28 protein-coding genes are annotated in these 23,823 nt (G+C 62.7%); 12 read left to right on the forward strand and 16 right to left on the reverse strand.

The genetic code is table 11. The features are described from left to right. Positions 1–174 precede the first annotated feature (174 nt). The 4 genes from NKJ64_RS23555 to NKJ64_RS23570 form a co-directional block, all read right to left on the reverse strand. Positions 175–1,161 (reverse strand): Gfo/Idh/MocA family protein, encoded by a 987-nt coding sequence (locus NKJ64_RS23555; protein ID WP_352463435.1) that lies wholly within the window; start codon positions 1,159–1,161, stop codon positions 175–177. Positions 1,162–1,239: 78 nt separating this feature from the next. Beyond that, a complete protein-coding gene (locus NKJ64_RS23560; protein ID WP_023681381.1) occupies positions 1,240–1,815 on the reverse strand; it encodes a YceI family protein in 576 nt (191 codons plus the stop codon). 68 nt (positions 1,816–1,883) lie between these two features. Continuing rightward, complete coding sequence (locus NKJ64_RS23565; RefSeq protein WP_352463436.1) at positions 1,884–2,462, reverse strand: cytochrome b; 579 nt, start codon at positions 2,460–2,462, stop codon at positions 1,884–1,886. Between the two features lie 150 nt (positions 2,463–2,612). After that, positions 2,613–3,503, reverse strand: a complete 891-nt coding sequence (locus NKJ64_RS23570) for a LysR family transcriptional regulator (protein ID WP_023752338.1) — start codon at positions 3,501–3,503, stop codon at positions 2,613–2,615. Positions 3,504–3,599: 96 nt separating this feature from the next. Between NKJ64_RS23570 and NKJ64_RS23575 the strand changes: the two genes are divergently transcribed. Further along, entirely contained in the window at positions 3,600–4,595 is a 996-nt protein-coding gene (locus NKJ64_RS23575; RefSeq protein WP_352463437.1) for an aldo/keto reductase, read from the forward strand. A 61-nt stretch (positions 4,596–4,656) separates the two neighbouring features. Here NKJ64_RS23575 and NKJ64_RS23580 read toward each other — a convergent pair whose 3' ends face one another. Together NKJ64_RS23580 and NKJ64_RS23585 are read right to left on the reverse strand one after the other, a co-directional pair. Continuing rightward, positions 4,657–4,845 carry a hypothetical protein gene (locus NKJ64_RS23580; RefSeq protein ID WP_031199013.1) on the reverse strand — a complete coding sequence of 63 codons (189 nt, stop codon included), beginning with the start codon at positions 4,843–4,845 and terminating at the stop codon, positions 4,657–4,659. A 327-nt stretch (positions 4,846–5,172) separates the two neighbouring features. Continuing rightward, positions 5,173–5,772 carry a nucleotidyltransferase family protein gene (locus tag NKJ64_RS23585; protein ID WP_352463438.1) on the reverse strand — a complete coding sequence of 200 codons (600 nt, stop codon included), beginning with the start codon at positions 5,770–5,772 and terminating at the stop codon, positions 5,173–5,175. A 153-nt stretch (positions 5,773–5,925) separates the two neighbouring features. Here NKJ64_RS23585 and NKJ64_RS23590 point away from each other — a divergent pair, with 153 nt between their 5' ends. After that, positions 5,926–6,303, forward strand: a complete 378-nt coding sequence (locus tag NKJ64_RS23590; RefSeq protein WP_023710419.1) for a helix-turn-helix domain-containing protein — start codon at positions 5,926–5,928, stop codon at positions 6,301–6,303. Between the two features lie 105 nt (positions 6,304–6,408). Here the strand turns inward: NKJ64_RS23590 and pheT are convergent, their stop codons facing one another. The 7 genes from pheT to infC all read right to left on the reverse strand — a co-directional run bounded on the left by pheT (position 6,409) and on the right by infC (position 12,801). Then, positions 6,409–8,817, reverse strand: coding sequence for a phenylalanine--tRNA ligase subunit beta (gene pheT, locus NKJ64_RS23595; protein WP_352463439.1), 2,409 nt, complete (start codon positions 8,815–8,817; stop codon positions 6,409–6,411). Positions 8,818–8,819: 2 nt separating this feature from the next. Continuing rightward, entirely contained in the window at positions 8,820–9,266 is a 447-nt protein-coding gene (locus NKJ64_RS23600) for a GFA family protein (RefSeq protein WP_023819904.1), read from the reverse strand. Then, a complete protein-coding gene (gene pheS / locus NKJ64_RS23605; RefSeq protein WP_032885996.1) occupies positions 9,263–10,315 on the reverse strand; it encodes a phenylalanine--tRNA ligase subunit alpha in 1,053 nt (350 codons plus the stop codon). Before pheS ends, NKJ64_RS23600 begins: the two co-directional genes overlap by 4 nt. A 185-nt stretch (positions 10,316–10,500) precedes the next feature. Then, entirely contained in the window at positions 10,501–10,902 is a 402-nt protein-coding gene (gene rplT / locus NKJ64_RS23610; protein ID WP_023672281.1) for a 50S ribosomal protein L20, read from the reverse strand. Between the two features lie 39 nt (positions 10,903–10,941). Continuing rightward, positions 10,942–11,145: a 50S ribosomal protein L35 gene (rpmI, locus tag NKJ64_RS23615; RefSeq protein WP_006201248.1), complete on the reverse strand. Its 204-nt coding sequence runs from the start codon at positions 11,143–11,145 to the stop codon at positions 10,942–10,944. 348 nt (positions 11,146–11,493) lie between these two features. After that, positions 11,494–12,132, reverse strand: a complete 639-nt coding sequence (locus NKJ64_RS23620; RefSeq protein WP_023681388.1) for a methyltransferase family protein — start codon at positions 12,130–12,132, stop codon at positions 11,494–11,496. Between the two features lie 132 nt (positions 12,133–12,264). After that, a complete protein-coding gene (infC, locus tag NKJ64_RS23625; protein ID WP_023744911.1) occupies positions 12,265–12,801 on the reverse strand; it encodes a translation initiation factor IF-3 in 537 nt (178 codons plus the stop codon). Between the two features lie 246 nt (positions 12,802–13,047). Here infC and NKJ64_RS23630 point away from each other — a divergent pair, with 246 nt between their 5' ends. The 4 genes from NKJ64_RS23630 to NKJ64_RS23645 all read left to right on the forward strand — a co-directional run bounded on the left by NKJ64_RS23630 (position 13,048) and on the right by NKJ64_RS23645 (position 16,527). Then, positions 13,048–13,818, forward strand: coding sequence for an alpha/beta hydrolase (locus tag NKJ64_RS23630; RefSeq protein ID WP_023827355.1), 771 nt, complete (start codon positions 13,048–13,050; stop codon positions 13,816–13,818). A gap of 6 nt (positions 13,819–13,824) precedes the next feature. After that, positions 13,825–14,967, forward strand: a complete 1,143-nt coding sequence (locus NKJ64_RS23635; RefSeq protein WP_023672285.1) for a benzoate/H(+) symporter BenE family transporter — start codon at positions 13,825–13,827, stop codon at positions 14,965–14,967. Between the two features lie 117 nt (positions 14,968–15,084). Further along, positions 15,085–15,570, forward strand: a complete 486-nt coding sequence (locus tag NKJ64_RS23640) for a DUF2852 domain-containing protein (RefSeq protein ID WP_023672286.1) — start codon at positions 15,085–15,087, stop codon at positions 15,568–15,570. Positions 15,571–15,768: 198 nt separating this feature from the next. Beyond that, complete coding sequence (locus NKJ64_RS23645) at positions 15,769–16,527, forward strand: M48 family metallopeptidase (protein ID WP_352463440.1); 759 nt, start codon at positions 15,769–15,771, stop codon at positions 16,525–16,527. Between the two features lie 18 nt (positions 16,528–16,545). Here the strand turns inward: NKJ64_RS23645 and NKJ64_RS23650 are convergent, their stop codons facing one another. Further along, a complete protein-coding gene (locus NKJ64_RS23650) occupies positions 16,546–16,764 on the reverse strand; it encodes a hypothetical protein (RefSeq protein ID WP_023672288.1) in 219 nt (72 codons plus the stop codon). Between the two features lie 109 nt (positions 16,765–16,873). On the opposite strand from NKJ64_RS23650, the gene NKJ64_RS23655 reads away from it, so the two are divergent. The 6 genes from NKJ64_RS23655 to NKJ64_RS23680 all read left to right on the forward strand — a co-directional run bounded on the left by NKJ64_RS23655 (position 16,874) and on the right by NKJ64_RS23680 (position 22,576). Continuing rightward, positions 16,874–17,533 carry a phosphoribosylanthranilate isomerase gene (locus NKJ64_RS23655; RefSeq protein ID WP_352463441.1) on the forward strand — a complete coding sequence of 220 codons (660 nt, stop codon included), beginning with the start codon at positions 16,874–16,876 and terminating at the stop codon, positions 17,531–17,533. 89 nt (positions 17,534–17,622) lie between these two features. Further along, the gene (trpB, locus tag NKJ64_RS23660; RefSeq protein WP_352463442.1) at positions 17,623–18,873 is read left to right on the forward strand and encodes a tryptophan synthase subunit beta; all 1,251 of its coding nucleotides are present in this window, start codon (positions 17,623–17,625) and stop codon (positions 18,871–18,873) included. 2 nt (positions 18,874–18,875) lie between these two features. Then, entirely contained in the window at positions 18,876–19,715 is an 840-nt protein-coding gene (gene trpA, locus NKJ64_RS23665; RefSeq protein WP_352463443.1) for a tryptophan synthase subunit alpha, read from the forward strand. Positions 19,716–19,815: 100 nt separating this feature from the next. After that, entirely contained in the window at positions 19,816–20,742 is a 927-nt protein-coding gene (gene accD, locus NKJ64_RS23670; protein WP_023672292.1) for an acetyl-CoA carboxylase, carboxyltransferase subunit beta, read from the forward strand. 62 nt (positions 20,743–20,804) lie between these two features. After that, a complete protein-coding gene (locus NKJ64_RS23675; RefSeq protein ID WP_352463444.1) occupies positions 20,805–22,130 on the forward strand; it encodes a bifunctional folylpolyglutamate synthase/dihydrofolate synthase in 1,326 nt (441 codons plus the stop codon). Positions 22,131–22,156: 26 nt separating this feature from the next. After that, positions 22,157–22,576: a VOC family protein gene (locus NKJ64_RS23680; protein WP_023687435.1), complete on the forward strand. Its 420-nt coding sequence runs from the start codon at positions 22,157–22,159 to the stop codon at positions 22,574–22,576. A gap of 439 nt (positions 22,577–23,015) precedes the next feature. Here NKJ64_RS23680 and NKJ64_RS23685 read toward each other — a convergent pair whose 3' ends face one another. Both NKJ64_RS23685 and trxA read right to left on the reverse strand, forming a co-directional pair. Then, complete coding sequence (locus tag NKJ64_RS23685; protein ID WP_023681396.1) at positions 23,016–23,297, reverse strand: cupin domain-containing protein; 282 nt, start codon at positions 23,295–23,297, stop codon at positions 23,016–23,018. 132 nt (positions 23,298–23,429) lie between these two features. Continuing rightward, the gene (trxA, locus tag NKJ64_RS23690; RefSeq protein WP_023672297.1) at positions 23,430–23,753 is read right to left on the reverse strand and encodes a thioredoxin; all 324 of its coding nucleotides are present in this window, start codon (positions 23,751–23,753) and stop codon (positions 23,430–23,432) included. Positions 23,754–23,823: the final 70 nt, after the last annotated feature.

Consider the following 23,823-nt stretch of genomic DNA (forward strand, 5'->3'; position numbering starts at 1 on the left):
TGCGCCCTCACCTCCCATTCGATCCAATCCGCCAGTTTGCCTCCTACCCCGCTACATACGATACCCCCCCCCCCCCCCCCCCCCCCCCCCCCCCCCGCCCCGCCCCCGCCGGCCGCCGCCCCCCCCCCCCCCCCCCCCCCTTCTCCCATGAAATTACCGGCTAAGATTGCTGTATCAGACGGCCTCCCAGCCTTCCTTGCCACCGGCGCGGAAGATGGCGTCGATGACATTCTGGTTGAGCACGGACTCCTCCAGCGTGAAGACACGCTCCTTGCCGCCCTGTGCCGCCCTGGCAAACGTCTCTACCTCGCGCCGGTATTGCTGGGTGCCGGGAAAGCGGAACACCTGCGCCTCCGTATGGTTCTGGTTGTGCAGTTCGATGCGGTGATGGTCGTAGAGCCCGGCATTGAACGGCGAGAACACCTCGATGAAACCCTTCTCGCCGTGGAACACCATCACCTGCCGCGCCGCCATCTGCGTCGACAGATAGAAGGACAGTTCGAAATCGCCGAAATCGGCGCGGATCGAGGAATAGATGTCGGTGCCGAATTTCTTGTCGCGCTCGATCGTCGCCTGCACGCGCAGCGGCTCCTTGCCGCTCGAAAACCGCGTCGACACCGTCGGATAGACGCCGATATCAGGCAGCGCGCCGCCGCCGAGATCGAGCTGGTTGCGCATGTTGGTGGGATCGACATTGTAGTAGGAGAAGGCGCCCTGCACATGGCGCAGCCGGCCGATGGCGCCATCGGCGATGAGATCGCGCACCTTGATCCATTGCGGGTGGTAGATGACCATGAAGGCCTCGCAGACCAGCACCTTCTTCTGGTCGCGCAGCTTGATCAGCGGCGCGATGTCCTTGGCGTCGAGCGCCAGCGGCTTCTCCACCAGCACATGTTTTCCCGCTTCGATGGCCTTGGCCGTCCATTCGACATGCTGCGAGGTCGGCAGCGGGATGTAGACGCCGTCGACGTCTTTCGAAGCCAGCAGCTCCTCATACGAACCAAAGGCATGCCTGGCGCCGAACCGCTCGCCCAGGGCCTCGGCCTTCGACAGGTCGCGGCTGGCGATCGCGGACAAAACGCCATTCTCGGCCTCGACGATTGCCGGCAACAATTGCTCGCGGCCGATCTTGGCCGTCGACAAAACACCCCATCGGAACATCAGGCTTCTCCTATCGATTTACAGGCGAGGAGGTTTGCCCGAAATTGCGGGAAAAGCCAATGCGGATCGCTGGTCCTGCTAGCCTCGCTTGCCCGTCAGCGTCATGTCGAAATTGACGATATTCGAATAGATCGGCGTGCCGACATCCATGCCGTACCGGGAGCGCAGCACCTTGCCGGTGACGTGGAATTTAATGACGCCACCCTTCAGCCCGCCGAGCTCGGCAGTGAACTTTTCCGCAAACGTCTTGCCGCGCGCCGTCAGCCGGCCGCTGACCAGCGCCGTGGTGTCGCTGGTTCGGGTTACGCTGGTCGAGCGGAACTGGATTTCGGGGCTGTTGGCCACGTCGAACACCGCATCGGAGCGCAGGAAGGCGTCGATGCGGCCCTGGCCGGTGCCGACGCTTTCGGGATAGATGGTGAAGTTGACCGCGGAACGGCCGACATCGCTGTTGTCGATGCGGATGGAGCCCTTGAAGCGGCCAAAGGCGCCGTCGAGGCCGCCGCCACCGACCTTGCCGATGGAGAAGCGAATGCTGGAGCTGGCCGGGTTGACCGTGTAGCTGCCGGCAGCGTCGCCGAGGTCCACAGCGGCGGAGACAGGCATGGCAAGGCAAGCGGCAACAGCCGCCAATCCGAAGATGCGCGCATACATGGGTTTTGTCCTTCTGGGGCAGGCGAAGTGTTGCGCCCTCACTCCAATGAACGAATGCGCGGCGCGCGCTATTCCATGTCCTGATCTGACGAAGGCGTGATCATGCGCGTGAGCACGCTGTCGCGCAGCCAGAAATGATGCCGCAGCGCCGCCAGCGCATGCAGCGCAACCAAGGCAATGCCGGCATAGGCGAGATACCAGTGTGCTGCCGCCCAGAAGTTTTCCGCCGCATCGGACACGCCGAGCGGCAGGTTCGGCATCACGAAAAAGTTGAACGGCATGCTGGGGATCTCCAGCATCGACACCGAAACCAGTGCCCAGCCGGACAGCGGCACCGCGAGCTGGAAGCCATAAAGTGCCAGATGCGCCAGCGGCGCCGTCCGACGCTCCAGGCCTCCGACCGAGGCCGGCAAGGCCGGGGCCGCATTGCCGAGCCGCCAGGCAATGCGCAGGATGAGGAGGCCGAGCAGCAGGAAGCCGAAGGATTTGTGCAGCTGGATCAGCTCGAAGGCGGTGCGCTGGCTGGTCAACCGCACCATGATGAAGCCAAGCATGAACTGGCCGATGAACAGGATGCCGATCAGCCAGTGGAGGACGATCGCCGCCCAGCCGTAGCGGGTTGAGTTGTTGGTGATGAATGCCGGCATGGCTGGTGAACGAATGGCAGCTGGGCTTTCTTCCACGCTCCCCCTTGTGGGGAGGGTCCGCGCGAAGCGACGGGGTGGGGGGTAGCGCCCTACGAAGACTCCCACCCCGATCCGCTACGCGGATCGACCCTCCCCACTAGGGGGAGGTGGCTAAGCACCGACCTTGAAGAAATCAACAAACGCCCGCAGCGCCGGGCGCATCTGGCGGCGGCTGGGGTAGTAGACGAAGAAACCGTCGAAGGGCGGACACCAGTCTTCCAGCACGCGGATCAAGCGACCGTCGGCGAGCGGCGCGCGCACATAATCGTCGAAGACGAAGGCGAGCCCAGCGCCGTCGACCGCCGCCTGGGCGATCAGATGGTCTTCGTCGAGGATCAGCGGCCCTTGCGCCGCGATCTCGATCTCTTCGCCATCCTTCTCGAATTCCCAGCGGTAAAGAATGCCGCTGGAAAAACGGAAGCGGATGCAGCGGTGGTCGGCAAGATCGCGCGGATGGCGGGGTCTTGGCATGGTCGCGAAATAGCATGGCGCGCCGACCACGGCGCCGCGAAGGTCCGGTCCGATGCGCACCGCGATCATGTCGCGCTGCAGGCTCTCACCGAGCCGCACGCCGGCATCGAAGCCGCCTTCGACGACGTCGGTGAAGCGGTCCTCGATGACGATTTCCAGCACGATGTCAGGATAGGCCGCGGCAAAGCCGCCGAGCCTGGGCGTCAATGCCAGGTGGGCCGCGGTGCGCGGCACGGTCAGCCGCAGGTTCCCGGCCGGCCGGTCGCGCGCCTCGATCGCCGTTTCCAGCGCCAGATCGATCTCGGACAGCGCCGGCCGCAGCCGTTCGAGCAGCTGCGCGCCCTCCTCCGTTGGCGCTACGCTGCGGGTGCTGCGCGCCAAAAGCCGCACGCCCAGCCGCGCCTCCAGGCTGGACACGGCATGGCTCACTGCCGAGGGCGCGATGGCCAGTTCGCGCGCCGCGCCGCGAAAACTGCCGCATTGGGCGACTGTTGCCAGTACAGCGAGTTGAGAAAGATGCGCTCGGTTCATTGCTCTATTTTATAGAACAGCCCGTGCGAATGACAGCCAATTATCGAACGTAAAGCTAGGCGCTATCTCTGTTTCATCGCAACAAGGAGATGCGCCATGAAAACCCGCAAACTTGGTACTGAACTCGAAGTCTTCCCCGTCGGCCTCGGCTGCATGGGCATGAGCTTCGCATATGGCGGTCAGGCCGAGGCGGATGCAATCGCCACGCTGCGCCGCGCTGTCGAGATCGGCGTGACGTTTTTCGACACCGCCGAAGTCTATGGTCCCTTTGAGAACGAGATCCTTCTCGGCAAGGCGTTGAAGCCGGTGCGCGACAGGGTGACGATCGCCACCAAATTCGGCTTCAAGATTTCCGAGGAAGGCTCAGGCCTCGAACGCATGGTCGGCGTCGATAGCCGCCCGGAGCACGTCAAGGCAGTGGCGGAAGCCTCGCTGAAACGGCTCGATACCGATGTTATCGACCTCTACTACCAGCACCGCGTCGATCCCGGCGTGCCGATAGAGGACACGGTCGGCGCCATGGCCGAGCTGGTGCGCGATGGCAAGGTGCGGGCGCTGGGCCTGTCGGAGGTCAGTGCCGCCACCATCCGCCGGGCGCACGCCGTGCATCCGATCGCTGCCGTGCAGAGTGAGTACTCGCTGTGGAGCCGCGACCCCGAAGACGAAGTGTTCGATGTCTGCCGCGAACTCGGCATCGGCTTCGTCCCCTACAGCCCGCTCGGTCGCGGCCTGCTCACCGGCACCATCGCCAAGCCCGAGGCCCTCAGCGACGACGACTGGCGCCGGACCTTGCCGCGTTTCCAGGCCGACGCCATGGCCGCTAATGCCAAGGTGATCGCCACGCTGGAAAAGCTGGCGACGGAAAAAGGCGTCACCTCGGCGCAACTGGCGCTGGCCTGGGTGCTGCACCAGGGCGACTTCATCGTGCCGATCCCCGGCGCGCGGAAAATCCGCCATCTCGAGCAGAACACGGCGGCGGCCGGGATCGAGCTGAGTGCGGCCGAAGTGGCGGCGATCGGCGATGCTCTGTCGCCGGACAAGGTGGTGGGTAAGCGGTACACCGAGGAATTGCTGGCGCTGGTGAATGGGTGAGTTTGCAGCAATAGCCAGATCAAAAGGGGCTGAACCATGCGGCTCAGCCCCTTGTCTTCAGCTAGGCGTACTGAATGAGAACCCAGGTAACTGCCTTTCCCTTGTACGGAGGGAAAGTATTGCCCTTCGCAAAGGGTCCAGTGGTGGAGTCGCGAGGATCGTCCACCTTCCAGACGCCGCTCTCGGGGCAGGTTTCTCCGGTACGCTTCTTGGTGCCAAGCGGCACCTTGGTCAGGCCATAAACGCTCATTACTTTGTCCTTCCATTGTGGACAACAAAGCCGAGGGTTGACGCGGCGAATCAGCCGTGATTCAGTGATCACGTCTTTAATCGAGACCGGCCCAGCTCCCTCGACGGGTTAATTGCTGGGTCTGACCAAAGGTCGGCCGCAGACTGCAATCTGTGGTCGACCCATTCTTTTAGCCAGCCCTCAAAAAGAAACACGATTCTGCATTTGAGTCCATCTGGCGCAACGATATTTTGTGGCCTCCACACTGATGGACACATTATCTTGTGGATTTGATCGATGACCGCTTGAAAATTGCAGCGAATCGACACCTTCGACCTTTGTGAAAAATCACCAAGGTACAACCGATATCTCTGGCCAGGTATCCTTGGCACGCCTGCCCTTGGCCTCATGCGTCTGCTGGTTGTCCATCACCCGGTTCGGCGTGATGCGAAACGAGAAGATATCGTCGAGCCCAAACGGCGCCACCAGTTCAAGCTGCCCATCCGCGTCGTAGCGAATAGCCGCGTGAGTCCTCGAGGCGAAAAAGCGGAGCGCGTGGCTGGAGCTGGTATAGCGCGGGCAGGGCCGGCCGAATTTCTGCGGATACCACAGATGCACCCGCGCCTGGTTGCGCACCTCGACCGGTAGCGGCAGGCCGGCGAAGACCGTAGCGGTGCGGGCAATCACACCGTCCTCGGCCTCGTAGGACAGGTCGCTGTCATCGAAGTAGAAAAGATCAACATCCTTGATGCCGTAGCCCGATGGCTTGCCGGTCAGATGGTTCCAGACGGAATTATAGAGCGCGCCTGAAACCACCAGCCAATCCGGCAGGTCAAGCGAGCGTGCCTGCGCCAGCGCGTCGCGAACCAGTGGATCCGCCGACACGATGGCGAGAAGCGCTTCGCGTTGTGCTTCGAACGAGAACCCGGAATAGCGCAGATGATCCATCACCCTTTGGAGGGCGATTCGCTGTCGATCCGCAATCCGGACACTTGAGATCTTATCTCATTGCGGCGTCAGAATTCGTACTGAGTATGAAGAAAACTCTTGCGTACTCAGTACGCAACTGATACTCCGTGCCACGAAAATGGAGATTCCAATATGACACCGGAACAGTTCAAGGCTTGGCGCAAGGATCTCGGGCTATCGCAAGAAGCTGCAGCCGCAGTTCTCGGCGTCTCACGTGGTTCCATCGAAAATTACGAGCGCGGTAGCAGGCGCGAGGATCAACGCCCCGTCGAGATACCTACCAACGTCGTTCGGCTTGCGGTGCTCATCGCATACCGAAAGGATATCAACGCCCGGATCGAGGTCCTCGAACGGCAAGTTGAATTGCTTGAAACAGGGCATTTGAAAACAAGAGAAAGCACTATCGAGCATCCCGAATGGCGCGACACCACACAAACAGATATTGAGCACGCCCAGGAACACATCAGGACGTATCAAGGTATTCTGTCGAGGCTGGACGTGACCGCGTAGGAGCCCGCGCGGTTTTACGACCTGAGCTTCCGTTTCAATCCGGCCTTGCCCTAGCAAATCAACTCCCAGTAGGAGGGCGATTCGCCACCCCTGCCGGCAATCCCTTTACGTCCTCAGCACGCCGCCCGTCTGCTTGCCGACATTGTCGACGATCCGCTTGGCCAACGCCTCGAAATCCTCGTCGGTGAGCGTCTTTTCAACCGGCTGAATCGACACTTCGATGGCGATGGACTTCTTGGCGGCACCGAGTGAAGCGCCCTCGAAGACGTCGAACACCGAGACGCCGGTGACCAGCTTCTTGTCGGCGGCGAGCGCTGCCCGCACCAGCGTGCCGGCCTCGACCCCTTTGTCGACGACGAAAGCAAAGTCGCGCTTCACTGCCTGGAAGGCGGAGAGCTCCAGCTTCGGCTTGGTTTTCGTCGGCTTGGCCTTCGGCTCCGGCACGGCGTCGATATAGACCTCGAAACCGCAGATCGGTCCGGAAACGTCCAACCCCTCCAGCGTCTTCGGGTGGAACTCGCCGAAGGTGCCGAGCACTGTCTTCGGGCCGAGCTTGATCGTGCCGGAGCGGCCGGGATGATACCAGGCCGGACCGCCTGGCTCGATCTGCAGCCTGTCGACCGGCGCGCCGCAGGCTTCCAGCGCTGCAATCGCGTCGGCTTTGGCGTCGAACACGCCGACCGGACCGGAATTGCCGGCCCAACTGCGGCCGGAACCGTCGAGCTTGGCGGTGCCGCGGCGCACACCGGCGGCAACGCGCCGCTGCTGGTCGGGGCCGTCGCCCTCATAGGTACCGGAGACCTCGAACAGCGCGACATCGCCGATGCCCTTGTCGGCATTGCGCTGCGCGGCGACGATCAGGCCGGGCAACAACGAGGGTCGCATATCGGACATGTCGGCTGCAATCGGATTGGCGAGCTTCAGCGCCGTCTGGCCGCCGCCGAACAGTTCGGCGTGTTTGGCCGGGATGAACGACCAGGTGAGAACCTCCAGCATGCCCCGCACGGCGAGCGAGCGCTTGGCAGTGCGGGTGCGAACCTGCAGCGTCGTCAGTATCTTGGAGTTGACCGCGTCATGCGCGCCGAGCGGCTGCGGCGCGATGTTGTCGACGCCGTGGATGCGCATCACTTCCTCGACCAGGTCGGCCTTGCCGTCGACGTCAGGACGCCAGGACGGCACAGCGACATCGACGACGTCGCCCGAGCCTGACGGCTTGAAGCCGAGGCGGGTCAGGATGTCGAGGCTTTCCGCCTTCGGCACCTCGATGCCGGTCAGCCGCTTCACTTCCGAGATCGGGAAGGAAACGATCTTCGGCTTGTAGCCGGCATAGCCGACCACCTCCGTCTCGGTCGGCTCTCCGCCGCAGAACTCCAGCACCAGCTTTGTCGCCAGCTCGACGCCGGGCACAATGAATTCCGGGTCGACGCCACGCTCGAAACGGTAACGGGCATCGGTGATGATGCCGAGCGTACGGCCGGTGCGGGCCGTGGTGATCGGATCCCAAAGAGCGGATTCGATCAGCACGTCCGTGGTGTTCTCGTCGCAGCCGGAATGCTCGCCGCCCATGACACCGGCGATCGATTCGACGCCATTGTCGTCGGCGATCACGCACATCTGCGGCGTCAGCGTGTATTCGCGCCCGTCAAGCGCCAGCACCTTCTCGCCGTCGCGTGCGCGGCGCACGACGAGATTGCCGGCGACCTTCTTGGCATCGAACACATGCAGCGGCCGGCCACGGTCGAAGGTGACGTAGTTGGTGATGTCGACCAGCGCGCTGATCGGGCGCAAGCCGATGGCGATCAGCCTTTGCTGCAGCCATTTCGGCGACGGCCCGTTCTTCACGCCTTTCACCAGGCGCAGCGCGAAACCGGGGCAGAGCTCCGGCGCCTCGATGGTCACCTTGACCGGCGTTTCACCTTTGCCAAGGACCGCTTCGACCGGCGCGGTCTTGAGCCGGCCAAGCCCGCTTGCCGCCAGGTCCCGGGCGACGCCGTAAATGCTGGTCGCATCCGGCCGGTTCGGCGTCAGATTGATCTCGATCACCGGATCGTCGAGATGCGCGTAAGCCGCGAAGCTGGTGCCGACAGGCGCATCGGCCGGCAGGTCGATAATGCCATTGTGCTCATCCGACAGCTCCAGCTCGCGCTCGGAACACATCATGCCATGGCTCTCGACGCCCCGGATCTTGCCGACGGTCAGCGTCACGTCGATACCGGGCACATAGGCGCCGGGCGCGGCGAAGGCGCCGATCAAGCCGGCGCGGGCATTCGGCGCACCGCACACCACCTGGACAGGGGCTGCGCCATTGCCGGTGTCGACGGTCAGCACCCGCAGCCGGTCGGCGTCGGGATGCTGCACCGCCGTCAGCACCTTGGCGATGACGAACGGCTTCAGGCCGGCCTTGTCGTCGACATGCTCGACTTCGAGGCCGATCGAGGTCAGCCTCTCGACGATCTCGTCGAGCGTGGCGTCGGTGTCGAGATGATCCTTGAGCCAGGAAAGGGTGAGTTTCATCACTATGTTCCGTTTTGTCTGTACCCGCCCGGAACTTGTCCATCGGGTCTGGGTACGCTTGTCTTCAAATGGCGCGGCAAGTCGTCGGGCATATGCACGAAGGGCAGCTGCTCGCGCACATAGGCATGGTGCGTCGGCCGGAAATAGGCCGGCATGTCCATGGCGCCCAGCATGAAATAGATGTGGTCTTCCAGCCGCTCGTCGACATAGGCGATAGGCGAGCCGCAAATGCCGCAGAACGAGCGTGTAACCGGGCCGTTCTCGTACATCTTCAGTGCCTTGCCGGTGAAAGCCACCTGCTCGGTCAGAAAGCCGACAAAGGCCGACACCGGCGCACCGCTGGCGCGCCGGCAATCGCCGCAATGGCAATAGCTGATATGGTGCGGTTCGACTGATGCCTCGAACCGTACCGCGCCGCAGCGGCAGCCACCGGCGTGCGGCGCCGTCATGCGGAAAGACCTCCGAACAGCGTCGGCATGTCGAGCGGCCTGAAACCGTAATGCGACAGCCAGCGCACATCGGCGTCGAAGAAGGCGCGCAGGTCCGGCATGCCGTATTTCAGCATGGCGATGCGGTCGATGCCCATGCCCCAGGCAAAGCCCTGATATTCGTCGGGATCGAGCCCGCCGGCGCGCAGCACATTGGGGTGGACCATGCCGCAGCCGAGGATCTCCATCCAGTCGGAGCCTTCGCCGAATCGCACTTCGCCGGGCCGCGAGCGGTCGCACTGGATGTCGACCTCGAGGCTCGGCTCGGTGAACGGGAAGAAGGACGGCCGGAAGCGCATCTTGACCTGCGGCACCTCGAAGAAAGCCTTGCAGAATTCTTCCAGCACCCACTTCATGTTGGCGACATTGGCCGATTTGTCGATCACCAGCCCCTCGACCTGATGGAACATCGGCGAGTGGGTAGCGTCGGAATCCTGCCGGTAGGTCTTGCCGGGAATGACGATGCGGATCGGCGGCTTCTGCTTCTCCATGGTGCGGATCTGTACCGGCGAGGTGTGCGTGCGCAACAGCTTGCGCTCGCCCTTTTCGTCCGGCTGGAAAAAGAAGGTATCGTGCATCTCGCGCGCCGGATGCCCTTCGGGGAAATTCAGCGCGGTGAAATTGTAATAGTCGCTCTCGACATCGGGACCTTCTGCGATGGCAAAGCCGAGATCGCCGAAGATCGCCGCGATCTCGTCGATGACCTGGCTGATCGGATGGATGCGGCCGCGCTCGGCCGGCGATTGCCGCACCGGCAGCGTCACGTCGACCGTCTCGGCGGCAAGGCGCGCCGTGACCGCCACATCCTTCAGCTCGACCTTGCGTGTCGTCAGCGCTTCGGTGACGCGGTTCTTCAGGCCGTTGATCGCGGGGCCCTTGACCTGGCGCTCCTCGGCGCTCATCGCGCCCAGTGTCTTCAGCAATTCCGAGATCGACCCCTTTTTGCCGAGAGCCGCGACGCGCACGGCTTCGATAGCAGCCTCATCGGCGGCCGACGCGACGTCGGCCATCAGGGAGTTTTCGAGAGTATCCAAGCCGGTAGCTATGTCGTTCACGGTCAAACTCGCTGTGTTGGGAGTCAACTTTGAGGTGAAAGTCACTTTCAAGTTGAAAGTTCAGCCATAAGAAAAACCCGCGCCAGCCGTGCCAGCGCGGGTTCCCCAATCAGAATTGCGAATGCTGGGAAGCGCTGGTCTTAGGCGACAGCGCTTTCAAAAGCATTCGGGGTGGTGTTCTTCAGATATTCGAGCGCGACCTTGGCCTTGGCCACGAGTGCGGCGAACGCCTGCGGTTCATGGATGGCCATGTCGGACAGGATCTTGCGATCGATCTCGATACCGGACTTGTTGAGGCCGTCGATGAAGCGGCCATAGGTCAGGCCATGCTCGTGCGTCGCGGCGTTGATGCGCTGGATCCACAGCGCGCGGAACGAGCGCTTGCGGTTCTTGCGGTCGCGATACGCATACTGCATCGACTTTTCGACCGCCTGCTTGGCGATGCGAATGGTGTTCTTGCGGCGGCCGTAGAAGCCTTTCGCGGCTTTCAGGACCTTCTTGTGCTTGGCGTGCGAGGTGACGCCTCTTTTTACGCGTGCCATGTCATGATCTCCTTAAACGCTGTTCCTGAAACCGAATGCTCAGAGGCCGTTCGGCAGAAAATTCTTGATGACCTTCTTGCCATCCGGTTCAGCCAGAACCATCGTGCCGCGGGCATTTCGAATGAACTTGTTGGAACGCTTGATCATGCCGTGACGCTTGCCGGCCGCAGCCGACAGGACTTTACCCGTACCTGTGATCTTGAACCGCTTCTTGGCGGCCGATTTGGTCTTCATCTTGGGCATTTTGCTACTCCGTATTGGTGGCGCACAATCGCGCTTCTTGTTCGCTTCGGGCGGACCAAAAGCCCGAAAAGCAAATGAAACCGCCACGGCATGCCCTGCCGGGCGGTTTTCTTGGAACGGCGGTCCTATACTTCAAAGCGGGCTGGCGCGCAACACCCGAGCGGCTGCGACGCTCTGTCTTAATTCACGGTGCAAGCCTGGGCTCCGATAGGTGGGTCGAGATTCAGGTCAGGCCGAGCCGAAAACGGCTGATGCCGAGAACCGGAGCGGAGCGTACTTAAGTACGTGAACACCGGAAGCGCAGGGATCGGCCGTTTGCAGGTCGGCCTCACCTGAATATCAGCCTACCTAGGGGAGCCTGAACAGCACCGGGAGTATACCCGATTGCTGGGCGCCATCGATGGTCTCGAACACCGGCAACGCCACCAGAAACACCAGCCCGTCGAGCAAGGTGGTCAGCAAGAGGCGCGGCTTGAAGCTGCCGGTGTCGCCTTCCTGGTAGAGCGACAGCTGGGGGAAGAAACGCGGCACCCGCGCCAGATAGGCTGTGTAGGGCGCGCCGAGAACCTCCTTGAGATACCGTTCCTCGCGCAGGATGACGATGTGGAAGGCGCCGGCGCACAAAAGCGCAAACAGGACGATGCCGGAGAACGAGCCGATCTGCGCCCCGACGCCGGCGGCGGCAACGGTCGAGAACACGTAGAGCGGATTGCGGGTGATCGAATAGGGTCCGCCGGTGACCACTTCGGAGGATTTGCGCCCGCCGATATAGAGTGTCGACCACAAGCGGCCTACGACGCCAAGGAAGATCAGCAGCACGCCGACCATCTCGATCGTTTCATGCACCGGGGTATCGGGCGGGAAGGTCGACTGGCCGAACAGCAGTGCCGCAAACAGCACCACCACCAGCACCGCAAGGACCATGCGGCGCATGTGCTGGTAGCCGCCCAGCTCCTTGATGGGCGCAGGGTTGATTTCATTGGCCATGTCGGGAATCCGATCGTCGAGAAGCTTTGCCGGCGATCGCGGCGTCTGGACAGGAGAATCGGCGTCCCGCCGATCGCCGGGACGCCATGAGACAGGATTCAGGCGGATTTAGAGCGCAACGCCCGAACTGATCTAGCGCGGCGCCAGCACCATCATCATCTGGCGGCCTTCCAGCTTCGGCTCGGCTTCGACCTTGGCGATGGTAGCCGTCTCCTCGCGCACCTTGTTCAGGAGCTGCATGCCGAGTTCCATATGCGCCATCTCGCGGCCGCGGAAGCGCAGCGTCAGCTTGACCTTGTCGCCTTCCTCGAAAAAGCGCCGCACGGCCTTCATCTTGGTTTCGTAGTCATGGCTGTCGATGTTCGGGCGCATCTTGATCTCCTTGATCTCGATGACCTTCTGGTTCTTGCGCGCCTCGGCCGCCTTCTTCTGGTTGGCGTATTTCAATTTGCCGAGATCGAGAATTTTGACGACAGGCGGCACCGCATTGGGCGAGATCTCGACCAGATCGAGCCCTGCCTCTTCGGCGAGCAGCAATGCGTCGTTGATGGAAATATCGCCGCGGTTCTGGCCATCGGCGTCGATCAGCTGGACCCGGGGAACCCGGATATCACGGTTGGAGCGCGGGCCATCTTTGGTGGGCGCCGCTGCTTTGAAAGGTCTGCGAATGGTCGTGGTCTCCTTGGCCGTTTCGTTCAGGGTTTCAATCTAGAATGTTCAGGACGCGCCAATGTGGTGAGCGCGCGGGCGGAGTCAATAGCACAGCGCTGACAGAAAATCACCCTGATCGCAGGCCTGCACCAAACAAAGGATGTCGCGAGCACTTTCCGCCTCGCCTGTGCCTGTGTCAAAAGACCGGCGAGTAAAATCAGGCTCCCACAATCAGGCCCCCAGAACCAGGATTGATCCACAGCCATGACCGCGACCACCCCAACCCTACTGGATGTCGACGGCATTGATATCGCGGTTCGCCATTCCTCGGGCGCAACGCCCGGCGTCGTCTGGCTCGGCGGCTACAAATCCGACATGCTGGGCACGAAGGCGCAAACGTTGTCGGATTGGGCGGCCAGGGAAGGCCGCGCATATCTGCGCCACGACTATTCCGGCCATGGCGAATCCGGCGGCGCCTTTGCCGACGGCACCATCTCGAAATGGCTTGGCGAGAGCCTCGCCGCCTTCCGGCGTTTCACCGAGGGCAAGCAAATCCTGGTCGGCTCGTCGATGGGCGCCTGGATCGCGCTGCGCATGGCGCAGGAACTGCGCAAGGCGGGCGACAGCAATGTGGTTGGCCTGGTGCTGCTCGCGCCGGCGCCGGATTTCACCGCCGAGCTGGTCGAGCCGGCTCTGACGGAGGAACAGAGGCGCGACCTCCGGGAGAAAGGCTTTTTCGAAGAACCTTCGGACTATTCCGCCGAGCCTTACATCTACACAAGCGCGCTGATCGAGGACGGCAGGGCGAACCGGGTCATGACCGGGCCGATCGATACCCATTGCCCCGTCCACATCCTGCAGGGCCTGGCCGATGCCGATGTGCCGGCAAGCCATGCGCTGAAGCTGGTCTCGCTGCTGCCGGCCGACGACGTCACCTTGTCGCTCATTCCCGACGGCGACCACCGGCTGTCGCGGCCGCAGGATCTCGACATGCTGCTGAGGGCGGTGGGCGACATGGTTCAGCGGGCGGGGTAGGCAAGAATGCGCATTTCCATCCCGATATCCGCCTTTGTCGCGGCAATCGTCGGCTTCGGCGGCACGCTGGCCGTCGTCATTGCCGCCGCCAAGGCGGTTGGCGCCACGCAAGCCGAAACCGCGAGCTGGGTGACGGCAGTGTGCGTGGCGATGGCGATCGAATGCTTGTGGCTGTCCTGGCGCACGAAAATGCCCATCATCACCGCCTGGTCGACACCAGGCCTGGCGCTGATGGCGGCATCGAGCGGCTTTACCATGGCCGATGCGGTCGGCGCCTTCATCGTCACCGGCTTGATGTTGATCGCCACCGGCCTGTTCAAGCCGCTGACCCAGCTTATATCAAGGATACCGACGTCGGTCGCGTCCGGCATGCTGGCCGGCATCGTCGTCACCTTCGCGCTCAATGCCGTCAAGACCATTCCGGTCGACCCCTGGCTGATCCTGCCGCTGATCGCGGCCTTCTTCGTCATTCGCCTGTTCAACCCGGCGCTGTCGGTGCTGGCGGTGCTGATCGGCGGCGGCATCGCCGCCTTCCTGACAGGCCGCGTCGGCGGACTGCCGGCGCCGGAACTGTCGACGCTGACGCTGATTGCTCCGCATTTCAGCGCCGCAGCTGTCATCGGCCTGGCGCTGCCGCTCTACCTCGTCACCATGGCGTCGCAGAACCTGTCGGGTCTCGCCGTCTTGCGCGCCGCCGGCTATCACCCCGAACCCGGCCCGCTGATCGGCGTCACCGGCCTGTTCTCGCTGCTGTCGGCGCCGTTTGGCGGCTCGACCACCAATCTGGCCGCGATCTCTGCGGCGATCTGCACCGGGCCGGACGTCCATCCCGACCCGGCCGAGCGCTGGAAGACCGGACCCTTCTATGCACTTGCCTATCTGATCTTCGCGGTTTTCGGCGCCTCGCTGGTGGCGATCTTCGCAGTGCTGCCGCAAAGCCTGATCGTGCTGGTGGCCGGCCTGGCGTTGATGGGGTCGCTGGCCAACGCGCTGGCGATCGCGCTCAAGGACGAGGACCAGCGCATGGCGGCTACTGTCACCTTCGTTGTCACCGCGTCGGGGCTGACTTTGTTCGGCGTTGGCGCCGCCTTCTGGGGCTTGGTCGCCGGCCTGGTCGTGCTTTTCCTCGAAGCGGTCAAAAAGCGATAATCATTTCAGGACCTTGTCCGGTTTTGGCGGACGTTGTCTTGAATCGCCGTTTTTCTCATCCCATTTCGAATCCACGCAGCCGCTCTTGGCTGTCTCCAACCGAAGGAATGGGAGAAAATGAACACATCCGCATTGATCCGCCCGGCCTGGACGCCGGCGACCATCGCGCTGATGGTGATCGGCTTCATGGTGTTCTGGCCGCTTGGCTTCGCCATGCTCGCCTACATCATCTGGGGCGACCGGCTTGACGGCTTCAAGCGCGACGTCAACCGGGCCACCGACGGCATCTTCGCCGGCTGCCGTCGCGGTTCCGACAAGGCTGCGCGCTGGGGCCACGGTTCGGCCCGCACCGGCAATGTCGCTTTCGACGACTGGCGCGAGAAGGAACTCGAACGCCTCGCCGAAGAGCGTCGCAAGCTCGATGAGATGCTGAGCGAGTTCGATGAGTACGCCCGCGAATTGCGCCGCGCCAAGGACCAGGACGAGTTCGACCGCTTCATGGCCAACCGCAACAAGTCGACAGCGCCTGCGAAGACAGGCTCGGCCGAAACGGCCAAGCCCGCGACGCCCAAGCGCAAGGGCCCGAACCTGCTTGACGACTGAGGCTGCGCGCATGACCCCGAAAATCGAAACCGATTTTCGGAAAGGTTCATGCGCCGAATTAGAGTGCTACAGCGTCCTTTGCGCGTCAGAGACGCGCGGCGCTCTAAGACAGGCCTTGGCATGATGGGCGGCGTCGCGCGAGCGGCGCCGTTTCTTTTTTGTTCTGGTCGTTTTCCTCGAATCGCGTATCGTTCAGCCATGTCCTTCGGCTTTTTCCGCAACCTGACCAAACCAAAACCCTCGCCTGTCGAAGAGCGAGAGCACGTCGTTGCCGGCCGCACACTGCCGCTCAGGATCGTCGAGAGCGCCCGCGCACGGCGGCTGACGCTGCGCATTGATTCGGGCGGCCAGGGGCTGCGCATCACCGTGCCGCCGGGCCTGCGCCGCGGCGAGGTGGAGAAATTCCTTCACCGCCACCAGGACTGGCTGGAGCAGCGTCTGGCCAAGGTCCCGACCCGGCCTCAGGTGCGCCCCGGCATCAAGATCCCGATACGCGGCGTCGCGCATCGCATCGTCCACGAACCGTCGAAACGCGGCACCGTCACCGTGTCGCGCGACGAGCGCGGTCCGCTGCTGATCGTCCATGGCGAGCGCATACATTTGCCGCGCCGCATCGCCGATTTCCTCAAGCGCGAGGCCAAGAAGGACATCGAGAAGCTGGTGGTCAAGCATACCGAGGCCATGGGCAAGCGCGCCAAGGCGATCCGCTTCAAGGACACGTCGAGCCGCTGGGGTTCCTGCACTTCCGACGGCAATTTGTCCTTCTCATGGCGCATCATGATGGCGCCGACGCCGGTGATAAACTACTTGGTCGCGCATGAAGTGGCGCATCTCAAGGAGATGAACCACGGCCAGAAATTCTGGAAACTGTGCGAGCAGCTCTGCCCCGACACCGACCGCTGCAAGGACTGGCTGAAGCGGAATGGTGGGGCATTGCAGGCGATTGTGTTCGATTAGCCTGCGCCAGCGCCGCGCTCAATCATCATTGGCCGCATTAAGCTCTTCAGGCCGCAGCCCTTCGTCGCCATGGCGCGGCCATGGCAGGAAATTCTGCTCGAACGCATCGCTGCCGAAATAATCCAGGACCCGGTGCGCTTCTGCCCCGTCGAAGGCGGCCTTTTGCATCAGATGCGCGATGACGTCGCGCGCTTGCGCGATCTTCTGCCTGAGTTCGGCTATGCTCTGGTCGGCCATTCGTCTGCTCCGCCTTGCTTCTCCCATCAATAGGTAGCGCCTTTGGCGTTGCCGGCAAACAGCATGCTTTTTCTCGACTCTTGGCCGGTTTCGTGCCAATCCCCGCGCCATGGCGCTCGATATCAAGATCTGCGGATTGAAGACCGATGATGCAACGACCGCGGCATTGGCCGGCGGCGCCAGCCATGTCGGCTTCATCTTCTTTGCCAGGAGCCCGCGCTATGTCGAGCCTGCGGCAGCCGGCCGCCTGCGCCAGGCGGCAATCGGCAAGGCCCTGGCGGTTGCCGTGACGGTCGATGCCGATGACGCCTTCCTGGACGAGATCGTCGAAAAGATGCGACCCGACATGCTGCAACTGCACGGCACGGAGACGCCCGAGCGGGTGGCCGAGGTGAAAGCCCGCTACGGCTTGCCTGTCATGAAGGTGTTCTCCGTCAGTGAGGCTGGCGATCTCGAGCGGCTACAGCCGTTCATCGGCGTTGCCGATCGCTTCATGTTCGATGCCAAGCCGCCAAAGGGCTCGCAACTTCCGGGTGGCAATGGCGTCGCCTTTGACTGGCGCATCTTGGCCGGCCTTGACGCCGGGCTCGATTACATGCTTTCCGGTGGGCTCAACGCCGCCAATATCGGCGATGCCCTGAGATCCGCCAATCCGTCCGCGATAGACATTTCGTCGGGGGTGGAAAGCGGCCCGGGCGTCAAGGATCCGGCGCTGATCGAGCAGTTTTTCCGGGCCGTCAGGGCCGCGCGCGACGACCGCGCTGCCTGAGCACTTCTTTCGAACCCGAGCATGTTCCGGAAAAGTGGGAACCGGTTTTCCGATAAGACATGCTCAGAACCAAGACCAGGAGATCGGCGATGAACAAGCCGGCGACACCCAATTCCTTCCGCACCGGACCCGACGAACAGGGCATGTTCGGCATCTTCGGCGGCCGGTTCGTCGCCGAGACGCTGATGCCGCTGATCCTCGACCTGGAGCGGCACTGGAACGAGGTCAAGAACGATCCGGACTTCAAGGCTGAGCTGACCAATCTGTCGACCCACTATGCCGGGCGGCCGTCAAAGCTCTATTTCGCCGAAGGCCTGACCAACCATCTTCGTGAGGTTTCCTTGGCGAAGGGCCTCGGGGGCGGCGCCAAAGTTTACTTCAAGCGCGAGGATTTGAACCACACCGGTTCGCACAAGATCAACAACTGCCTCGGCCAGATCCTGCTGGCCAAGCGCATGGGCAAGAAGCGCATCATCGCCGAGACGGGCGCTGGTCAGCACGGCGTTGCCGCGGCCACGGTCGCGGCGCGCTTCGGCTTTCCCTGCGTCGTTTATATGGGCGCCACCGATGTCGCCCGCCAAAGCCCCAACGTCTTCCGCATGAAGCTGCTCGGCGCCGAAGTGCGGCCGGTGACCGCCGGTCACGGCACGCTGAAGGACGCCATGAACGAAGCGTTGCGCGACTGGGTCACCAATGTCGAGGACACTTATTATCTGATCGGCACCGCCGCAGGTCCGCATCCCTATCCGGAGCTGGTGCGCGACTTCCAGTCGGTGATCGGCATCGAGGCGCGCGCCCAGATCCTCGAACAGGAAGGCCGGCTGCCCGACACCATCATCGCGGCTGTCGGCGGCGGCTCCAACGCCATCGGCCTGTTCCATCCCTTCCTCGACGACAGGCAAGTCCGCATCATCGGCATCGAAGCCGGCGGCCGCGGCCTCGACGGCATCGAGCATTGCGCCTCGATGAATGCCGGCGCGCCAGGCGTGCTGCACGGCAACCGCACCTATCTCCTGCAGAACGCCGATGGCCAGATCATGGACGGCCATTCGATCTCGGCCGGCCTCGACTATCCGGGCGTCGGCCCCGAACATTCCTGGCTGCGCGATTCCGGCCGCGTCGAATACGTGCCGATCCTCGACGACGAGGCGCTGGAAGCCTTCAAGCTGACGACGCGCGTCGAAGGCATCATCCCGGCGCTGGAATCCGCCCACGCCATCGCGCATGCGGTGAAGATCGTGCCTGATATGGACAAGGACCAGATCGTCATCGTCAACCTGTCGGGACGCGGCGACAAGGATGTGCACACAGTGGCCTCGATGCTGGGCATGGAGATCTGATCATGGTGACCCGCATCGACCGCCGCATGGCAAAACTGAAAGCCGAGGGCCGCCCGGCGCTCGTCACCTATTTCATGAGCGGCGACCCCGACTATGACACCGCTTTGTCGATCATGAAGGCGCTGCCCAAGGCCGGCGCCGACATCATTGAAATGGGCATGCCGTTTTCCGATCCGATGGCCGATGGACCGGCGATCCAGGCCGCTGGCCTGCGGGCGCTGAAAGGTGGCCAGACCCTGGTCAAGACGCTGAAGACGGCGGCTGATTTCCGCGCCACCGACAATGAAACGCCGATCGTGCTGATGGGCTACTACAACCCGATCTACATCTACGGTGTCGATCGCTTCCTCAAGGACGCCATCGCCAGCGGCATTGACGGGCTGATCGTCGTCGACCTGCCACCGGAGATGGACGAAGAACTCTGCATTCCGGCGCTGAAGGCCGGCATCAACTTCATCCGCCTGGCGACGCCGACCACCGACGACAAGCGCCTGCCCAAGGTGCTGCAGAATACGTCGGGCTTCGTCTATTACGTGTCGATGACCGGCATCACCGGCTCGGCTTTGGCCGACACCGGCAAGGTTGCCGCCGCGGTCAAGCGCATCCAGGGCCACACCAACTTGCCAGTCTGCGTCGGCTTCGGCGTCAAGACCGCCGAGCAGGCGCGCATTATCGGCGCCAATGCCGATGGCGTCGTCGTCGGCACCGCGATCGTCAACGCGGTCGCCAATGTGTTGGGACCGAAGGGCGAGAAGACCGCCGACCCGTCCGAGGCCGTCGCCACCCTGGTCAGCGGACTGTCTCAGGGCGTGCGTTCGGCCCGCCTTGCTGCTGCCGAATAGTTTCCCTACTTAGGCCTTGTGCAAGTCGTTATCCCAAAACCGGTTCCCACTTTGGGCGACATGCACGAGCCAACTCTTCGTCAGGACAGGAGCCGAAGCGATGAACTGGATCACCAATTACGTTCGCCCGAGGATCAATTCGATGCTCGGCCGGCGCACCGACATGCCCGAGAATCTCTGGATTAAGGATCCCGAGACCGGCGAGATGGTGTTTCACAAGGACCTGGAATCCAACCAGTTCGTCATCCCGTCATCGGGCCATCACATGAAGATTTCGGCCAAGGAACGGCTGAAATTCTTCCTCGACGACGGCAAATACGAGCAGCTTGAGAACCCCAAGGTCATGCAGGACCCGCTCAAGTTCCGCGACGAGAAGCGCTACACGGACCGGCTGAAGGACGCCAAGGCCAAGACCGGCCTGGAAGACGCCATCATCAACGCGCTGGGCACGGTCAAAGGCCTGCCGGTTGTGGTGACGGTGCAGGATTTCGCCTTCATGGGCGGCTCGCTCGGCATGGCCGCGGGTGACGCCATTGTGCACGGTTTCGAGGTCGCCTTGCAGCGCAAGCGGCCGCTGATCCTGTTTGCCGCCTCCGGTGGCGCGCGCATGCAGGAAGGCATCCTGTCCCTGATGCAGTTACCGCGCACCACGATCGGCGTCGACCGGCTGAAGGAAGCCGGCCTGCCATACATCGTCGTCTTGACCAACCCGACCACCGGCGGCGTTACCGCCTCCTACGCCATGCTGGGAGACGTCCACATTGCCGAGCCCGGCGCGCTGATCGGCTTTGCCGGCCCGCGCGTCATAGAGCAGACCATCCGGGAGAAACTGCCGGACGGTTTCCAGCGCTCCGAATATCTGATGGAGCACGGCATGGTCGATATGGTGGTGTCGCGGCTGGAACTGCGCGAGACGATTTCACGGCTGTTGAAAATCCTGCTCAAACTGCCGCAGGAGCAAAAGCCGCTGGAGCCGGAAATCCTGCCGCCGTCGGTCATCCCGACGGAAGCCCGCCCGCAGGCCTGACGCGACATTTCTGGCCGCAAACCGCGATTGCGTGCACCTGCGCGCATGCGTAGGATTCGCTCATGACAACGCTTGCCGCAGATCGTGAAATCGAAGCCCTGATGGCGCTGCATCCGAAAGGCTTCGACCTTTCGCTCGACCGCATCACAAGGCTGCTCGAACGCCTCGGCAATCCGCAGGAGCGGCTGCCGCCGGTCATCCATATCGCGGGCACCAACGGTAAGGGCTCGTGCGCGGCCTTTTCGCGCGCGCTGCTCGAAGCCGGCGGCCACCTTGTCCATGTCCACACTTCGCCGCATCTGGTGAACTGGGCCGAGCGCTACCGACTGGCGGCCGAGGGCGGCGGCCGGCTGGTCGACGACGAGACCTTCGCCGAGGCCATCGCCCGCGTCGCCCGGGCCAATCAAGGCCAGAAGATCACCGTCTTCGAAATCCTAACCGCCGTCACCTTCATCCTGTTTTCCGAACATCCGGCTGCCGCCGCCATCATCGAGGTCGGCCTTGGCGGCCGCTTCGACGCCACCAATGTCGTTGCCCGGCCGGCGGTGTCGGTGATCATGCCGGTGTCGATGGATCACGAAGCCTATCTCGGCGACCGGGTCGAACTGATCGCCGCCGAAAAGGCCGGCATCATGAAGCGCGGCTGCCCGGTGGTCATCGGCGCGCAGGAGAGCGAGACGGCGCTGCAAGTGCTGATCGAAACCGCCGAGCGGCTGGATTGCCCGACCTTCGTCTACGGCCAGGATTTTCTCGCCTTCGAGGAAAACGGCCGCATGGTCTATCAGGATGAGGACGGGCTGATGGACCTGCCGCCACCGCGCCTGCCCGGGCGCCACCAGTTCGCCAATGCGGCGGCAGCGATTGCCGCCGTCAAGGCCGCCGGTTTCGAAACCAGTCATCGCGCCACTGAGAAGGCGATGGCGAGCGTCGCATGGCCGGGCCGCATGCAGAAACTGGTACAGGGCCGGCTGATGGAGCTGGCGCCCAAGGGCGCCGACATCTGGCTCGACGGCGGCCACAATCCGGGCGCCGGCATGGTCATTGCCGAGGCGCTGGCCGAGCAAGAGGAAAAGAACCCGCGGCCGCTGTTTCTGATCTCCGGCATGATCAACACCAAGGACCAGAGCGGCTACTTCCACGCCTTCAAGGGCCTGGCACGGCATGTCTACACCGTGCCGGTGAGCATGAGCGATGCCGGCGTGCCGAATGACGAGCTGGCGGTGCGGGCGACCGAAGCCGGCCTCACGGCCGAACCGGTCAGTTCCGTCGCCAGTGCGCTGATGCTGCTGCGCGACACCTGGGACGGGCCGGCGCCACGCATCCTGATCGGCGGGTCGTTATATCTCGCCGGCGCGGTGCTGGCCGAAAACGGCACGCCGCCAACCTGAAGCCATTTCACTGCGAGGAGCCCATCATGATCAAGGTCAAGCAACTCGCCCATGTCTGCATCTTCGCGCATGATCTGGAGGCGACGCGGGCCTTCTACCGCGACGTGCTCGGCCTCGACACGCAGTTCAACTTCCTGCGCGACGGAAAGGTGTTCGGCTTCTACCTCAATTGCGGCGATCGCAGCCATGTCGAGGTGTTCCAGAAGGACGGCACCAGCCATAGCGAGCTCAACCAGATCAACCATTTCTGCCTTGAGGTGGAAAACATCGATGCGGCGATCGCCCACATCAAGTCGAAAGGCATTGATATCACGGCCAAGAAGCATGCCTGCGACGACACGTTTCAGGCCTGGATCCGCGACCCCAACGGCGTGAAGATCGAGCTGTTCGAATACACCGCAAAAAGCGCGCAATTCACCGGCGGGGATCGCATCGCCGACTGGTAGTATTTTGGCCCGGGGAATCTATCGGGCGGTTGCCCCTCGGGCAGAAGCCCCGATATGCTTGGCGAAGCATGGAGGCAAGCTCGAATGGTTGTGAAGTGTCTTGTTACCGTCGACAACGACCCGCCGGAGGAGCTGATATTTGAATATGCTCCGCGGGTCGGCGATCATGTGATGTTACCGGGAGCCATCGAGCCACCGCACCCAATTGTTCGAGTGGCCCACAGACCGACGCGCCCCAATGATGCATCCGGCCAGCCCAGTGTCGCGTATTTCGTAAGCCGAGAGACGTTTCTCTATCGTGTGTATACGGGCGCTATAGAGGGATATGGGCAGGTCCTGAAGCCCGCGACCGGACGGAAGCCCGGCAAGCCTAGGCAGGCCAAAAAAAACCGCGGCTCAAACTAAATAGACATCGGCGGCCGCGGCACCAGTCTGAGGCCTATTTCAGCTCGATCTCGATGAAGGCGTATTCGCCGTCATTGGCGCTGATGACGTCGTGCTCGACGCCTTCCTTGCGGAAGTAGGGCGCGCCCTTCTTCATTTCAGCAAAACTCTCGCCGTCCTTGGTCACCAGCTTCACCTTGCCGTCCATCAGCGGCACCACGACGTAGTCATGGCCATGCCGGTGCCAGCCGGTGTTGTCGCCGGGCTGGAAGCGATATTCGGTGACGATGACGCGCTCATTGTCGATGAAGACGGTGGCCTTGGCGGATCCGGTCATTTGTCTCTCCTGTCCTGCAACAAGCAGATGACATGGAGTGCGCCGATGCGAGGGCCAGAGGCGGTCGGGCGATGACGCCAAAGAAAAAGCCCGGCGCGAGGGCCGGGCTTAACTTCAGAAACTCCTACAGGATCAGGCGAGGCTGCCATTGATCCAATGCGACAGCGCGGTCTTCGGCGCGGCGCCGACCTTCATGTCGGCGACTTCGCCGCCCTTGAAGATCATCAGCGTCGGGATCGAGCGCACGCCGAATTGGGCGGCAAGCTCGGGGTTCTCGTCGATGTTCAGCTTGGCGATCTTGATCTTGTCGCCGAGTTCGTTGGCGATCTCTTCCAGCGACGGACCGATCATCTTGCAGGGGCCGCACCATTCGGCCCAGAAATCCACGACGACGGGCTGCGAGGCGTTGAGCACATCGGCCTGGAAATTGCTCTTGTCGACCTTGACGGTGGCCATACGAAAATCCTTTCGAAATTTATCTCGCACCAAATGTGGTGGTTCAGCAGCCCTTCTTCAAGCAGAACTT

Origin of the sequence: Mesorhizobium sp. M0062 (assembly GCF_040323125.1) — a bacterium.
In the GTDB taxonomy this organism is placed as follows: Bacteria; Pseudomonadota; Alphaproteobacteria; order Rhizobiales; family Rhizobiaceae; genus Mesorhizobium.

What these genes read in the sequence shown, in the direction of transcription:
- NKJ64_RS23555 (WP_352463435.1), bottom strand. Translation starts at nt 1,161, where the DNA reads ATGTTCCGATGGGGTGTTTTGTCGACGGCCAAGATCGGCCGCGAGCAA.
- NKJ64_RS23560 (WP_023681381.1), bottom strand. Translation starts at nt 1,815, where the DNA reads ATGTATGCGCGCATCTTCGGATTGGCGGCTGTTGCCGCTTGCCTTGCC.
- NKJ64_RS23565 (WP_352463436.1), bottom strand. Translation starts at nt 2,462, where the DNA reads ATGCCGGCATTCATCACCAACAACTCAACCCGCTACGGCTGGGCGGCG.
- NKJ64_RS23570 (WP_023752338.1), bottom strand. Translation starts at nt 3,503, where the DNA reads ATGAACCGAGCGCATCTTTCTCAACTCGCTGTACTGGCAACAGTCGCC.
- NKJ64_RS23575 (WP_352463437.1), top strand. Translation starts at nt 3,600, where the DNA reads ATGAAAACCCGCAAACTTGGTACTGAACTCGAAGTCTTCCCCGTCGGC.
- NKJ64_RS23580 (WP_031199013.1), bottom strand. Translation starts at nt 4,845, where the DNA reads ATGAGCGTTTATGGCCTGACCAAGGTGCCGCTTGGCACCAAGAAGCGT.
- NKJ64_RS23585 (WP_352463438.1), bottom strand. Translation starts at nt 5,772, where the DNA reads ATGGATCATCTGCGCTATTCCGGGTTCTCGTTCGAAGCACAACGCGAA.
- NKJ64_RS23590 (WP_023710419.1), top strand. Translation starts at nt 5,926, where the DNA reads ATGACACCGGAACAGTTCAAGGCTTGGCGCAAGGATCTCGGGCTATCG.
- pheT (WP_352463439.1), bottom strand. Translation starts at nt 8,817, where the DNA reads ATGAAACTCACCCTTTCCTGGCTCAAGGATCATCTCGACACCGACGCC.
- NKJ64_RS23600 (WP_023819904.1), bottom strand. Translation starts at nt 9,266, where the DNA reads ATGACGGCGCCGCACGCCGGTGGCTGCCGCTGCGGCGCGGTACGGTTC.
- pheS (WP_032885996.1), bottom strand. Translation starts at nt 10,315, where the DNA reads ATGGCCGACGTCGCGTCGGCCGCCGATGAGGCTGCTATCGAAGCCGTG.
- rplT (WP_023672281.1), bottom strand. Translation starts at nt 10,902, where the DNA reads ATGGCACGCGTAAAAAGAGGCGTCACCTCGCACGCCAAGCACAAGAAG.
- rpmI (WP_006201248.1), bottom strand. Translation starts at nt 11,145, where the DNA reads ATGCCCAAGATGAAGACCAAATCGGCCGCCAAGAAGCGGTTCAAGATC.
- NKJ64_RS23620 (WP_023681388.1), bottom strand. Translation starts at nt 12,132, where the DNA reads ATGGCCAATGAAATCAACCCTGCGCCCATCAAGGAGCTGGGCGGCTAC.
- NKJ64_RS23630 (WP_023827355.1), top strand. Translation starts at nt 13,048, where the DNA reads ATGACCGCGACCACCCCAACCCTACTGGATGTCGACGGCATTGATATC.
- NKJ64_RS23635 (WP_023672285.1), top strand. Translation starts at nt 13,825, where the DNA reads ATGCGCATTTCCATCCCGATATCCGCCTTTGTCGCGGCAATCGTCGGC.
- NKJ64_RS23640 (WP_023672286.1), top strand. Translation starts at nt 15,085, where the DNA reads ATGAACACATCCGCATTGATCCGCCCGGCCTGGACGCCGGCGACCATC.
- NKJ64_RS23645 (WP_352463440.1), top strand. Translation starts at nt 15,769, where the DNA reads ATGTCCTTCGGCTTTTTCCGCAACCTGACCAAACCAAAACCCTCGCCT.
- NKJ64_RS23650 (WP_023672288.1), bottom strand. Translation starts at nt 16,764, where the DNA reads ATGGCCGACCAGAGCATAGCCGAACTCAGGCAGAAGATCGCGCAAGCG.
- NKJ64_RS23655 (WP_352463441.1), top strand. Translation starts at nt 16,874, where the DNA reads ATGGCGCTCGATATCAAGATCTGCGGATTGAAGACCGATGATGCAACG.
- trpB (WP_352463442.1), top strand. Translation starts at nt 17,623, where the DNA reads ATGAACAAGCCGGCGACACCCAATTCCTTCCGCACCGGACCCGACGAA.
- trpA (WP_352463443.1), top strand. Translation starts at nt 18,876, where the DNA reads ATGGTGACCCGCATCGACCGCCGCATGGCAAAACTGAAAGCCGAGGGC.
- accD (WP_023672292.1), top strand. Translation starts at nt 19,816, where the DNA reads ATGAACTGGATCACCAATTACGTTCGCCCGAGGATCAATTCGATGCTC.
- NKJ64_RS23675 (WP_352463444.1), top strand. Translation starts at nt 20,805, where the DNA reads ATGACAACGCTTGCCGCAGATCGTGAAATCGAAGCCCTGATGGCGCTG.
- NKJ64_RS23680 (WP_023687435.1), top strand. Translation starts at nt 22,157, where the DNA reads ATGATCAAGGTCAAGCAACTCGCCCATGTCTGCATCTTCGCGCATGAT.
- NKJ64_RS23685 (WP_023681396.1), bottom strand. Translation starts at nt 23,297, where the DNA reads ATGACCGGATCCGCCAAGGCCACCGTCTTCATCGACAATGAGCGCGTC.
- trxA (WP_023672297.1), bottom strand. Translation starts at nt 23,753, where the DNA reads ATGGCCACCGTCAAGGTCGACAAGAGCAATTTCCAGGCCGATGTGCTC.